Source organism: Pseudoalteromonas sp. MBR-15 (genome assembly GCF_053628915.1).
In genome coordinates, this window is the sequence record NZ_JBRJHH010000015.1 from 79,704 (window position 1) to 94,671 (window position 14,968).

Sequence of the window (14,968 nt, forward strand, 5' to 3'; positions counted from 1 at the left end):
CTCTCTTAATTATAAAAGTTAAAGATACATATCAATACACAGCTTAGTATATGGTGAAAAAATAAAATAATCTAATTTAAGTTTATTATAACCATAACTTTATTTTTTCGATCACGTCGCTTAACTCAACAATTAATTCCCTGACTATTAATGTCTCTTTTTCTTGATTAAAGCGATTTTCAGTACTCACTATAAGTTTTGATAATGGCGGGTATTGCAACATCACAATAGCCCCCTTAAGCTTATGAATAGCAGGGGGAATTTTTTCTATATCTTGGTTATCCACATGTGCAGTTAGCGTGTTTAGATCTTGTTTCAAGCTCGTAATAAACACCTCTGCTAGTGTTTTAGCGTCATTTTCATTACCAAAAACATTTAACCAATGTTGTTTATCTTTTATACCTTGCAGGTTCGATACTGGCGCCTCATCTTGTACCTGTATTTCATCTTTATTTACCTCAATAAACTCGGCTAAACGATTATATAACTCGTTAAGTTTATATGGCTTAAATAACACACTGTTCATGCCTGCATCTAACGCTTTATTTAGGCACTCTTGTGAATCGTCAGCAGTAAAACCAATGATCGGTAAATACTTAAACTTTTCTTTATCGCGTAACTGCTTAGCTAATTTAAAGCCATCTAAATGAGGCATATGACAGTCAGTTAGTAATACATCAAAATTATCATTTTCTAGGGCTTTTAATGCGGCTAAACCGTCTTCAACCATCACGGCTTTTATGCCTAATTTTTGACACTGTTTTTCTAAAAGAAGCTGATTAGTTTTATTATCTTCTGCAATTAGAATCTGCCCATGCAATGCAGTTGTGAGGCTATGTGTTAATACGTCAACACCACAATGAACATTGTTAACCAGCTCTCTGAGTAAATCGGGATAAAGAGGATCAACAAGTAAAATATGGCAACTACATTTTGCGGGAGTTTGAGTATCATTAGCGCTGGCCACGATGATGTATTTATTCTCAATATTACAAATATTCTTTTGCCAATTTTTACCCCATCGCTCAATGGCATACTTTTCATCAATAATCATATTATCAACTTGCTGAAATACGTTAGCATCTAAAGGATGACTGAGCTGATTATGTTTAACTCCCATGCTTGCTAAATTATTCAGTAATAAATGATTCTGAGTACACACAGACCAATAAACAGAACTCGCTGCTAAATCAGGTTTAGCGACTTTAGTCAAAGGAACAGAAATAAATACATTCGTACCTTTTCCAAATGTACTGGAAATATTAATTTCACCTTTCATCGCTTCTATTAATTGCTTAGCAAGTGTTAAACCGAGCCCTGTGCCGCCATAACGTCGCTCTGTCGAGTTATCAGCTTGCTCAAAGGGTGTAAAAGTATGCGCAAGTTGCTGGGCAGTCATTCCTGCGCCGGTGTCGGATATCTCAATCTTCAAGGTCTGTTTTTCAAATAAAACGTCGCAGCTAATCGCGCCTTTCTCAGTAAACTTAACGGCATTATTTAAAATATTAGACAAAACTTGCAGTAAATGACTTACATCTATACGCGCTTGAGTAAAAGCAGCTGTTCGCCACGTTAAACGGAATTCGAGACCTTTTTGTTTTGCTAAATATTCATGCGCCCTTAAAACACGGCACAAGTGGGACTCGAGATCTACATCTTGGCAGTCGATTTCAATTTTACCTGAGCTTGTATTTGCAAAATATAAAATGTCATCAACCAAGTTACGTAATTTCGAAATTGCACTGTCAATATGTTCTACGAGGTAGAACTGCTCTTCATCTAAATAAGAAGCCCGCAGTAGTTCAATAAAACCATTAATGCCAGATATGGGGGTTCTTAACTCGTGACTCATGGTCGCGATGAATCGGCTTTTAGCTAAATCGGCCTGATGAGCCAGTTGATTTGCTTTACTTAAATCTGCTTGCTGACGCTTGAGTAAACTAATATCAAGCAATATACCATTCCAGCGAACGCCTTGAAGTTGATCATCAGAATTTTTTTCGCCTGTCGCAATGTAACGACACCATATTTTCTGCCCTAAGTTATTAACCCTAAACTCAATATCAATCATTGAGTTACGCTTTGCCGCTCGCTTAAAACTCTTCGCAATTTTTACTCTGTCTTCATCAACAATAAGCGGTGAAATACACCCAGTCATACCGCGTTGGTTAATGGTTCGAGATGTAATCCCTAAAAGGCTTTGCGCTCCTTTACTTATGTAAGTATAAAACCCCTCACCATTGTCATAGTATTCATATTGAAATACCCCGCCGGGTATCGTATCCGTGATCGTCTTTAATAATTTTTGAACAGATTCATTTTCTCGCTGCAGATTATTATGCTCTGTGACATCAGTTATCACAGTCATGATCCCTGCGATATGGCCGTCAATCCCCAAAAAAGGCTTCTTTGTATAAAGCAACTCGAGTGGTTTACCCAGACGATTGGTGAAGCGAATATGTTGATTAATTATTTTACCCGAAGTAAGGCTTTGCTTATTTTGATCTACTAATTCTTTAACGACTGCAAGATCACTGCGCAAAAATTGCTGCTCGTCATCCCAAAGATGCGCGAAATTATCTTTATACGCTTTATTCCACATGATGCGCTTTTGGTCTTGATCCTGAATAACAACCATCGTGGGTAAATCATCAATTAACTTTTGCGTAAAATTAAGCTTACTCAGTGCAGCCTGTTCTGATTGCTTACGACTCGCTATTTCCCGATTTATATTGAGACGCCGATTGATAAAGTAAGTCAGTGATAAAACAACTAAAATCAACACCAAAATTGCAGTGATATTGACCGTTTTTTTATCATAACCACGCTCTATATTAAAAATACCATGACGATTTACAACATGGCTAAAATCATTACTAGTTAAGGTTTTAAATAAACTGTCTAGCAACGTTGTTAATTCAGAAAAGTGCCTATTAATTAAAAAATAAATTGGCTGTGTATATCGATATTTAGGGTTGATATAAAACTCACCAATATAAAACTGGTTTAGCTGATACGCTGCAATGCTCTGCGGTAGCATAGCCGCATCAACAGCATCATTTCTTAGTGCATAGAAAAGCGTTTGAATTGAGTCAAATGACACGGTTTCGATAGGCTCGCTACCAACTAATTTTTCTTTAGGATCTGCAAACGCCTCAATATAACCAATACGGCGAATTTTACTCGCACGCTTAGAAACCAATACCATTTCGAAGCTATAATGTGAGGGTAACGCAATTAATATTCCTTCATCTATTTTGTCAGGTGTCATCGATGGAATGATATCGATTTTATTTGCAAGAAATAGCTTTTCTAACTCTTTACTATTTGCAGCGGGTATATATTTAAACTGTATGCCACTTCTCTGTGAAAGCAATGCAAGAGTATCATTTAAATACCCAGTAGCTTCGCCTGTTTTACTGGTTGAATTAACGGGGTATAAACCATCAATAAACGAGAATGTGAGTAAATAGTTAGTACTCTGCTGTGCATCAATACGGTTAAAATCACGCTTGAATTTACTGTATGCCTTTGCAGCGATGTATTCTTCACTGGCAGAACTTTCCCACAGCTGTTTAGTCGCAGGTGAAATAGAGGCGAGTACCGAGTTAACTTGATTTCGTAATGCGGTTTCCTCTTTATTAAACATGACGTGAAGGGTTTCACTCTCGAGCCAAATAGGACTAACAACCTTTAAGTTATTTTTAGAGTGATTTTTTAATTGGTGAGACAACACTGAATAGTCCCCCAAAAACCCGTCAAACGTACCATCAGCAACCTTGTCTATCGCATCTTCAGGTTGAATAAATCGGTTTATGAATAAAGCACCATTTTCGGCTAAATACTCACAGTGTGAGCTCCCCGTTATACATACCCAACGCAGACTCGCTAAATTCTTTAATGCATCATTAGCAATAGACTGGTTTGCAACAATACCCCGTGGGGCTTCCATAAATGCGGAAGAGAATAAAAAATGCTTTTTACGTTGCTGGGTTTTATTAAGACCCACAGTAAAATTAATGTCGCCCGCCTGAAGCGCATCTAACAGTAAATCGAGACTGTCGTATACATGATACTCTAAATCAGCATCTGCTAATCGCGCAATCTCATTACTGTAACCAACGATGACCCCCGAAAACTGGCCATTTTCATCACGTGTATGATAAGGAAAGAAGTTATAATTAACGATACCTGCTTTGAGCTGCTTTGCATATGCACAACTTGAAAGGAAAGCAAATGTTAACGCAATGAAAAATAAGAATAGCTTATTCAGAATGATGCCAATAAGAAGGTTAAAATTTGTTACATTTTAGCAGTGTAAATTAAATACAACAATTCAGAAATCCCCACTGCTTAGATTTCTTTACGGCAAAGACTATTTAAAAGCCCTAACAACAACTTTACGTGTATCACTTAAGCTAACTCGTTTTAACGTGTGAACAACACCACTCTAATTCACCTTAGTTCAAATACAGTTTACAAGGTGATAAAAAATCATGGTTTATGCCATACATAAGCAAGCTGTAAACAGCAAAAATACTTCACCTAAATGACGATGGATATTTGACTACCCAAATTTATACCATTCCGCTTAATTAAGTGGTCTATTTTGAGGCAATAAAACCGCGTTGATAACAAGGCAAAAATTTAGTTATTTAGTTGTTCTCGGCAATTGCTCCTGCATTGCTCTACCTCCTGCATCCATGCAGTCGTAAATCAGACATTTTTAACGCAGGTAGCGACTGGTTTGATCACTCAAAATGATTAAGTATTTTTGCGGATTGGTATTAATATTAAGAATATTCTTGTACGAAGGAAAGGCTATTGGAGCGTAATGATGAATGATACACCATAAAGAACAGGAACGTTCTTTATGGTGTATTTTATTGATAATACAGACTAATTATACTGTATTAAAATTTATAAGATGCTTGAAGGTAACCAAATCGACCGATATTGTCATAGATGGCTGAGCCTGCACCTGTACCCGTTGTGCTTCCTGGTAACCTACGGTTAAATAAGTTGTCAACACCCAGTTTAAGGCCAACGCCATTTTCAAAGTTATATGCGAATGAAGCATCAGTTATAAAGTATGAGCCATAACGCATTTCACTTGATGGATTTGGGTTAGTATCTAACGACGTGTGATCATATAGTTCAACACCATCTATAAAGCGTGTGCTAAAACCAACTTTATAGTTATTGTAAGTATAATCAACGGTTAGATTACCTTGCCATGTCTCTTCACCTAAAACACCTTCATAATCAGTGTAGTTTTCTGGCTCTGCTGAGAATGGATAATCTTTTGCTTCAATTAGGTATGTACCAATGAAGCTAGTATTGAATCGACCACCTAGTGCGTCAAAGTCATATGCAAACTCAAAGTCAACACCAGAATTTAAACTACGAGCAATGTTAAGCGCAAACCCTTTTAGTAGGGTAATTTCGCTCGTTTCAGGATCGCGAGTAATTAAATTACAGAATTGATTATCAACACCTGTAGGCGAATCAACACAACGGTCAATAATAGTTTGGAAACCGATACCACTAATTGTATCGTCAATGTCAATTTCCCAGTAATCCGCAGTTACGCTGAAGCCTTCTAACCAACTTGGTTGATAAACGATACCAGCCGTAATTGATTTTGATTCTTCAGGTTGCAAATCAGGATTACCACCGACTAAAGTTTCAAGAGTTGCGCTATCGTAGTTAGAATCGAAGTCTGCTGGAACACCTAATGCAGCACAGTTTGCAGCACGTATTGCTCTGCCCTCAGCGCTTAACTGATCCAACTCAGAAACCTTACAACTATCATCTACATTAGTAAATGACTGGCTCTGACCAGAGAATAGCTCGTCAATGTTTGGTGCTCTCATTGCTTCTGAAACAGTGAAACGTGCTCTCAACTCTGGGTTAATGGTCCAATCTAAACCTAACTTCCAGCTTGTTGCATCACCAATTGTAGAATAATCCGCATAACGAACAGCCGTGTCTAAAACGAGTGAATCGATTAAAAAGACTTCTTCTAGTAATGGAATCGATAATTCAAAGAATGCTTCAGATACATCATATCCACCATCGGTTTCACCTAGGGCATTAAAGAAAGTAGCCCCGGTTTTAGCAAATGGGTCTTCAATAGTGACGCTTGATTCGTCTCTATATTCGATACCACCGGCGAAACCAACCATACCCGCAGGTAATTCAAAAAGTGCAGAATTAGAGAATGTCGCATTAAACACAGTTTGCTCAATCTCTGAAGTTCCCACAGACGTCGTAGTTACATAGTCAATCGCTTGCTGACTAATAGCACCATCGCCCATAATATTAGCAGCTACACAGCCATCAGCACGGGCTTCTTCACTACGACAAACAATATTTCCTGCGTCATCAAAAACCGCATCTATTGCATTGGCATAATTAGCCATGATGACGTTTGCACCATTAATACGTTCTATCTCTGACTTACCATGTACCAAAGATATATCCATGCTCCAGTCTTCAGTCAAGTTACCTTTGAACCCTGCTACGAATCGTGTTGTCTCACGCGTATTTTCTTCTAAGCGGCGACCGATATCATTGTACATTTTATTGACACCAATGATCGATAGACCTTCTTGATCCATTAGGGCTGCTGTATCTTCAGATAAGAAAGCATTATCACGCTTTATTAAGTTTGCACCACTGAAGAAGCGGAAGAAAGGCTGACCAATATTTTCCCCTTCGGTTTTAGAGTACTTTGCTTGGAAATATGCATTCAAGTCATCTGTAACATCATAATTAACTTTGAAATTTAAGTTAATGCGGTCAAACTTTGGCTGAATTTCCGAATATTGGCGTAAATTAATATAATCACAATCTGGGCCACCACAATATGAGCCGTCCTCAAAACTGCCTGTATTTACAGGTCCTAACGTGCTGTCTGGGTTAAATCGACCCATAATCGCACCAGTGTTAGGGTTCCAAACTGTACCCGCGTTAGAGATTAAATAATAGCCCGCATTTGGTACTACTATTTTGTCTGGAAAATCTTCACTGTCTAGCATATCTTCAGGTCTTTCCATACCTGTCACGACTTCATATGGCATCGAAGCATAAGATGTCGAAGTCCACGGGTTATCTAATGCATTTAGAGAATCCTGTGAATTGTATTCGAAAGAGATAGCCGCATTACCGCGCCCTTCTGAAAAATCTTGACCGTATGAAAAAGTAAACTTCTCATTTTCATAATTATTGTTATCCGCAAACCCTTTCGTTGCAGATACATTAAGGCCTGTTATTTCTTCTTTTAAAATGAAGTTAACAACCCCCGTTACAGCATCAGCACCATATACAGCTGACGCACCACCGGTGATAATCTCAACTCGTTCAATCCACGCACTAGGAATAGTATTTGTATCTACAGAAGATGTACCTGGGGCACTAGAAACGTGACGTTTTCCATCTACAAGTACTAACGTACGCTCACTACCCATACCACGTAAATCAAGTAAGCTTACACCGGCTGTACCAATAAATCGGCCTGAGTTAGCCAGTGAATACGTCGTTGCCAGTGCAGGTAGCTTGTTTAAAACCTCACCGATATTCATTGCACCAGTGCTTACTAAATCTTCACCTGTAATTACAGTAACTGGTGATGGAGAGATAGCCCCTTCACGAAAAATGCGCGAACCTGTAACCTCAATACGCTCAACTTTTTCTACGCCTTCATCATTTTCATCTGCCGCAATAGAGCTTGCAGAGAATAGTGAAGTTGACGCTGCACTGAAAGCAAGTGCTAAGCGAACGGCCTTCGAAACCTGATTATTTAACATTGTATTCTCCCTGGTCATATCCATATTATGACTTATTAATTTTTATTTAACCCCGCCATAGGCACTAATACCTTAATGCGGTGATTAAATACTAATATCCTAGATAACTTCTGGTCAACATGTTTTTAACTTGCGCTTTTTAAAATAAAATCAATATAAATACAAACGCAACAAAAAATAAAAAATTTAAAACAAACCAAACAATGTAAAAACAAAATTGCAACAATATATTAATAATGCATATTTAAAAAAAACATTAAAACCCCACTATTTTAAAGGGGGACAGTCTAAAAACGCGGGAAAGAAGAGAGCATCAACCTTAAAACACATAAATCCAAAAAACAGAACAATGAACAACCACTAAGCTCATCACCTATAACGTCCTCATAAGTCAAAAAGGTTATAAGCACTGATGATTTGCTAATATAAAATACTAAAGACACAACTTTTCATAAATAAAAGTAGCTTTGATAGCCTTCGGCATAATTACCACCCGATAGACGGATCAGCTATGTACATTTACATGTCAAACTCACCATTCAATCATAAGCACTTGATTTTAATGTATTTTTAGTTTTAATGGCCAGAAAGCTAAATTTGAGACGCAGGAAAGATTTTAAATGTTCGAGATTAATGGCATATCAGTGTCAAAATATGCAGCTGCTATGCGAAATGAAATGGACTGCTACTTCATAACTGAAGCACTACCCTATTCTTAATTCAATATTGTTGAATGACAAAAGATCTAATATAAAAAGTAAAGAAGTGACATTTCTAAAAAACACCATTACAAATATAAAGTTTATTTTCATTCACGTAAAAATTAATAGTACAAAATATTAAATATAATCTTCCAAAACTTATTATAAAAACCCCTCATAAAAACACAAAAATTTAACAAACGTAAAAACAAGCATTAGAAATAAATAAAGACATGAAACCATTGCATTTAAAGCCAATACCAAAGAGCTAGAACAATTACTTCAACCTACACTCAATTACATATGATAAAACGATGTTACAACAATGTATTTACAACACTTTCAACTCTGATATTCTTAATACCTACAATTAAAAAACCAAAAACAATTGGATTGATATGAGATATATAAAAAGTTTAGGCCTCTTACTTTTACTATTTAGCCAAATGACTTTTGCTAAAAACACCCTTGAAGACTTCTTTAACAGCAAAGATTATCAACAAGTAAAAATCTCGCCTAATGGAAAATACTTTTCGATTACATTTCAAGATGAGACACAAGTTAAGCTTGTGATTCTCGATAGAAAGACAAAAAAAGTGCTATCCAGTTATGGATTTGGTGAATATCAAAAAATAGCTAACGTCATCTGGGTAAATGATGAACGCTTCATCATGTCAGTCAAAAAAACCGTTGGTTATTTAGATACTAAAGGTGGTTCACCTTACTTCATAGCTTCAAACTTTGACGGCTCTAACCGACGGGAATTGTTAGCGTCACAAACATCGTTTTACAACATTTTAAGTATTTTACCTGACGACAAAGAAAACATATTAGTTACAAAACAACATTATGCTGATGATTTTGCAGTAAAAGTTCATAAGGTAAATGTTTATAATGGTCGTTCTAGTTATCAAGCAGATCAACCTAAAGAAGATGTCTTTGGCATGGTTGCAGATGTGTCAGGCCAACCAAGAATTGCTTTTAGTTATGTTGAAAAAGAAGAGCATGAAATGGGGAAAGGTGAACTCAACATGTTCTATAAAAAGACACCTAATTCAGACTGGGAGACATTTAACCTAGGAATCTTAAATTATAATCCTGGTGATAACCTTTCAATTATTGGCATGAACAAGTCAGGAAATTTAGCGTACTTTACTAATGACTCTACCACTAAGAACATAGCCGTATTTTCTTTTAATTTGGAAACAAATGAACTTAAGAAACTGATAGAAGACGCAGATGTTGATATTTCAACACCTATATATGGCTTTTCAGGTGAGGTTGTGGGTGTTACGTATGATCCCAATTATCCTGCATATCATTATTTCTCGGATGCAGGGGATAACGATGTTTTAAAAAGGCTAAGTGACTCATTCCACGCATATAGGCTAAGATTTACAAGTCATGCCAAAGAACAAAAGCTTTCTGTCTTTGAAGTTTCATCAGATAAATCACCCACAGAATTTTACCTTTACGACATTACCTCGAAGAAAGCGAGTTTTGTCGCTTCGATGAACGAGAAAATAAACAAAAAGGAACTAGCAACTGTAGAGCCATTCAAAATATCAGCACGAGATGGTGTCGTATTACACGGTTATATAACGATACCAAATAATAAAAAAGAACCTTACTCTGCAGTAGTAATGCTCCATGGAGGACCTCATGGTGTCAGAGATTTCTGGGGGTTTAATGCTGAAGCTCAGTATCTCGCAAGTATTGGATATGCAGTGTTGCAAGTAAACTTCAGAGGCTCTGGTGGCTATGGTAGCTCATTTTTAAAGAGTGGTTACAAAAATTGGGGTACAAAAATGCAAGATGATGTAACTGATGCCACCCACTGGGCTATAAAGCAAAAAATTATCGATAAAAATAATATCTGTATATATGGTGGGAGTTATGGTGGTTACGCAGCACTAATGGGCGCAGTAAGAGAGCCTGACTTGTACAAATGTGCTATTGGATATGTAGGCGTATACTCTATCCCTGAAATGTTTTCCAGTGGAGATATCCCAACGAGAGATTCTGGGGTGAAATTTTTAAATACTGTGCATGGTATGGACGTAGAAGATCAGAAATCTCGTTCTCCTGCATATAATGTTGATAAAATTAAGGCTAAACTTTTTATAGCTCATGGCTCGGATGATATTAGGGTTCCTATGGAGCAATATGAAGCGCTAACTTCAGCCCTTGATAGAATTAATTACCCTTATGAATCAATGGTAAGAAATGAGGGGCATGGTTATCATAAGCCTAAAAATCGCACTGATTTTTACAATGCTATGACAAAGTTTTTAGATGAAAATCTTAAATAGAGTTTAAAGAACCAGAAATAAAATTAGCAAAATTTTAAGCCGTTAGTTAAATAACCTCTAACGGCTTAATGTTAAACAGAGTGTATATAATTAAGTTTATTAACCTAGTTGTGATACGCTTTGAGAAAATAAAAAAGTTCACTGCTCTTATGAATAGCGTGTATTAATTAATCTGAGCAGCTTATATTTACTAGGAAGTTTTTATAATGTTCATGCTTTTTTGTAACGCTAACTTAAATTTAAAGTCCTTTTATTAGTGATAAATACACAGAAACACAATAGAAATATTCAGCGGGAGATTCGTTTTAACGAAACAAGGGGCCCTTGCCTCTTTACTCGATAACAACGGTCCATGCAAAGTGTTCTTCATCAACTGACATTGGGTTAATACTTTTAATCTTTAATTCTAGACTCGCTTCATCGAATGCGCTGCGAATAGAGTTTTCAGTCATTGACACACGTGTTTGCTCTTCAAGCCGTTTAATTTGAAATTCAACATTAGTCTGTAATTTATCAATTGCAGTATGCGACTCTGAATTAATGTTTTGCATTATTTTTGCAACATTACTTACAACATCTTGAAACCACTGTAATGAATTATTGTCCAGTGAAAACTCATTTAGTGATTTAATGAGTTGTTTATTTTTGTTAGTAAACTCAAGCTGCTGATTTGTAAGCTTGAGATCAACCAATGTTTTTAGTTTTTCAAACAGTTCCAACTCAACCAAAGATTTAAACACTGACAGTCCTGCTGCCGAATTTAGTGCAATTTGTGATGATGCACTGTGCATCATAAACACCGCTTGGCCACCTGGTTTTAAAACCCGGGTCACTTCTTTGAGGGATGATTCCCACGACGAATATTCGAAGCCAAATTGACTAACTAACAGATCAAAACAATCATCTTCATAAGGCAACTGTTCAAGGTTAGTCGCAAATGAAAAATTTATATCTTTAATAATTTTTTCTAATTTCACATCATTTGACTTTATCGAACTTACGTCTATGTCAGCCGCATCACAAGCATAAATATCAACCAACTTATTCTGTGAATTTGCCGCAGCTTTTAGCCAAATAGCAAGTGCCCCCTTACCGGTTGCTAAATCAAGTACCTTTAGATTTTCACTGCTTATTTCACTAAGAGTTTTCTGCCAAAAATGCAGTATTTCTTTAGGGTAACCAAACTCATTTTTAAGTTCTGCAAAACTTGAAAAACCATCTGTTGAATTCCAATATTGTTCCCAATGCATAATAAAGTCCGAATTTGATACGCACACACTCCAGCTCATATTATAAAGAATCAAAAAACTAGATTCTATAATTAAAGTCTCTACTGTGTATTCGTATTAATAAAGAGGGGCGAAAGAGGTTATAAAATAAAAGAGCGACATATAATAATGTCGCTCTTTTCTAGTTAAACTTAAACAATATTAGAATGATTGTTTAAAGTTGAAGTACATGATACGACCGAAACCTGAGTATAGGTTGAAGTTGTAGTCACGACCATCATAAGCAAATAGAGGTGGCTCTTTACCAAATGCATTTTGAGCACCGAAGCTGATCTTAGAGTTCCAAGGCGTGTTATACGCTACTTGAAGGTCATGAGTTACCCACGTAGGAATATGACCAATACACTTACCATCTGCATCGATGTCTTCACATTGGCTATCAATAAGGTTTAAGTTCCAAGTTACATCAAAATCAGCAACTGAATAAACATTTGATAATGTTAGACGTTGTTGTGGTACACCTGGGTCTTTAACGAAGTTACGACCACCGTCCGTGCTGTAATCAAGGATGTGAGAGATGTTTAAGTTAGTTGTTAAACGACCTGCATCACCGAAATCAAAGCTTGAACGTGCTTTAAAGTCTAAACCAGAAGTTTCAAGTGTACCATCGTTACCGAAACCACGAACTACATTAGTAATACCGCCATTTGGTGCACGAGTTACTGTAAATGCTGGCGGAAGTGAGTCACCACGTAATGTTGCATCAATAATGTATTGAGAACCAAACGCACGGATACGGTTAGTAATCTCGATATCATAGTAGTCTAGCTCAAAATCGATGTTATCAGTCGCTTGATATACGATACCTAATGACATTTGCTCTGATTGCTCAGATTGTAGATCAGGGTTAGAGATAACAGTTGCATTAATTTGTGATGAACAACCAGCTGCCTCACCGATTGCCGCACATGTTAAATCATCGCTTACTGAGTCAGCAGACTCTGCTGGCTGTTGTGTAAGGTCTGGTAATGACGGTGCACGGAAACCTTTACCCCAAGAAGCACGAAGTACTAACGCATCAATTGGGTTATAACGAGCAGATACTTTTGGTGAGAAATCTGAACCATAGTCAGAATAATCATCGTAACGACCAGCGAAGTTTAGTTCAAATTGCTCAGTTACTGGTACTAGCGCTTCGAAGAATAGACCTCGAACAGAACGTGAACCACCTGCAGAGCTACCTGATGAACCACCTACTTGACCCGCTTCAGAAAGTGAATCGTAGTTATCAGCATAATCTTCTGTACGGTATTCAAAACCTACGAAACCTTGGATAGCACCAGCATCAGTTTCCATGATGTCAAATGCCGCATTCGCAAAGACTTCTTCTTGGTTAAATTTACCAGTACGAGACGTCGTTACAGTCATCGCGTTACGTACTTCTGCTGAAGCACCAAACGGGTCGTTTAACATGTAAGTACCGTCATTGATATACTGACGAGCGATACTACGAAGAATGTAACCACTACCTACGTTGTGGCTTTCGTTGATTGTTTTACGTGCGCCAGCTTCAACTGAAACACTACCAATCATACCATTAGTACCGAATGTGATATCTTTCAACTCTGTAGAAAGGTTGTTATCACGATTACCTAGAGCAGCAAAACGGTGCCAAAAATCGAGTGGCTGTTGCTCAAGCTCTAACGAAGGATCGTAAATAGGGCTATCAGGGTTAGTTGGGTTATTTGGGCTATCCGCATCAATTTGGTCTGGGCCATATGCAGTCTCATCTAGACCTGGTGCGTAACGACCAAATGACTTAGTTTGTGCGATATTGATGTTAGAGAAAATGCTCCAGTCATCATTGATGTCAAAACGTGCTTTTACGAAAGCTGAACGGTTTTTAATTGACGCTTCATCAGCAGATACAGCTGCGAAGTTAAAACCACAACGCGCACCAATTCGGTAGAAGTTTTCGTTACCAACACCTTCACAAGTAGCTTCTGGCGAGAAGAAATCAAAGTTACTTGCACCTGGGATGTAATTACCCTCATCATCTTGTGCCATTGTTGTGAAGTTGTTTGAGTACACTGAACCACCTGGCGAATACCAAGGGAAGTCACGAGCGTAAACAATATCACGACCATTCCATGAAGCACCTGCAAGTACTGATGCATTATCAGAAGAAGCACCGAAAACTACAGAACCATTTTCACGATCGCCACCTTCATGCTCAATACGACCAGAACCTAATGTAACTTCTGCGCCGTTGTAATCTTTACGAGTGATTACGTTGATTACACCACCAATTGCATCTGAACCGTACAATGCTGATGCACCATCTGAAAGAATTTCAACACGCTCAACAGCTGCCATTGGGATGAAGTTTAAATCTTGGCTAGAACCAGTAAGTGTTGACTTAGGTAAACGACGACCGTCAACTAGAACTAATGTACGGTCAGAACCTAGACCACGTAAACTTACAGTAGTAGCACCTTGCGCAGAGCTACCAGACTGTGGACGAAACGAACCCAGACTGTTGAAAGTTGTGTTACGAAGTAGATCAGCAACTGAAGATTCACCACTAAGCTCAATTGCTTCACGGTCAATTACTGTGATTGGTAAATCAGTAGCCATATCAACACGCTTAATGCGTGAACCAGTTACTTCAATTCGCTCAACCTTTTCAGCACTTTCTTCATCTTCTGCTGCCATAGTGCTAACAGAAAAAGAAGCAGCTGAAGCTGCACCAAAAGCGATCGCTAAGCGAACAGCTTTTGAAACTTTATTATTTAACATTTGATTCTCCCTGGACCACTATACTGTGGCTATATTTTGCATAAGCTTGTTTATTATTTGTTATCGGACATGCGTCGCGACCAACAAATAATAAACAAATTAAACAAAATATCCAG

The 14,968-nt window shown here is 37.5% G+C and carries 5 protein-coding genes; 1 reads left to right on the forward strand and 4 read right to left on the reverse strand.

Annotation, left to right across the window (positions count from 1 at the left end):
* Positions 1–85 precede the first annotated feature (85 nt).
* Positions 86–4,285, reverse strand: a complete 4,200-nt coding sequence (locus tag ACSSVW_RS17640; RefSeq protein ID WP_454179848.1) for an ATP-binding protein — start codon at positions 4,283–4,285, stop codon at positions 86–88.
* Positions 4,286–4,913: 628 nt separating this feature from the next.
* Positions 4,914–7,811 (reverse strand): TonB-dependent receptor domain-containing protein, encoded by a 2,898-nt coding sequence (locus tag ACSSVW_RS17645; RefSeq protein WP_074989797.1) that lies wholly within the window; start codon positions 7,809–7,811, stop codon positions 4,914–4,916.
* A gap of 1,099 nt (positions 7,812–8,910) precedes the next feature.
* Between ACSSVW_RS17645 and ACSSVW_RS17650 the strand changes: the two genes are divergently transcribed.
* Positions 8,911–10,824: an alpha/beta hydrolase family protein gene (locus ACSSVW_RS17650; RefSeq protein WP_036969452.1), complete on the forward strand. Its 1,914-nt coding sequence runs from the start codon at positions 8,911–8,913 to the stop codon at positions 10,822–10,824.
* A gap of 332 nt (positions 10,825–11,156) precedes the next feature.
* Here the strand turns inward: ACSSVW_RS17650 and ACSSVW_RS17655 are convergent, their stop codons facing one another.
* Positions 11,157–12,074 carry a class I SAM-dependent methyltransferase gene (locus ACSSVW_RS17655; RefSeq protein WP_051501799.1) on the reverse strand — a complete coding sequence of 306 codons (918 nt, stop codon included), beginning with the start codon at positions 12,072–12,074 and terminating at the stop codon, positions 11,157–11,159.
* 180 nt (positions 12,075–12,254) lie between these two features.
* On the reverse strand, positions 12,255–14,852 hold the full coding sequence (locus ACSSVW_RS17660) for a TonB-dependent receptor plug domain-containing protein (protein WP_036969455.1): 2,598 nt from the start codon (positions 14,850–14,852) through the stop codon (positions 12,255–12,257).
* Between the last annotated feature and the right edge of the window lie 116 nt (positions 14,853–14,968).

Bases quoted from the DNA above. Each gene is read 5' to 3' on its own strand.
- ACSSVW_RS17645 (WP_074989797.1), bottom strand. From the start codon at position 7,811: ATGTTAAATAATCAGGTTTCGAAGGCCGTTCGCTTAGCACTTGCTTTC.
- ACSSVW_RS17650 (WP_036969452.1), top strand. From the start codon at position 8,911: ATGAGATATATAAAAAGTTTAGGCCTCTTACTTTTACTATTTAGCCAA.
- ACSSVW_RS17655 (WP_051501799.1), bottom strand. From the start codon at position 12,074: ATGCATTGGGAACAATATTGGAATTCAACAGATGGTTTTTCAAGTTTT.
- ACSSVW_RS17660 (WP_036969455.1), bottom strand. From the start codon at position 14,852: ATGTTAAATAATAAAGTTTCAAAAGCTGTTCGCTTAGCGATCGCTTTT.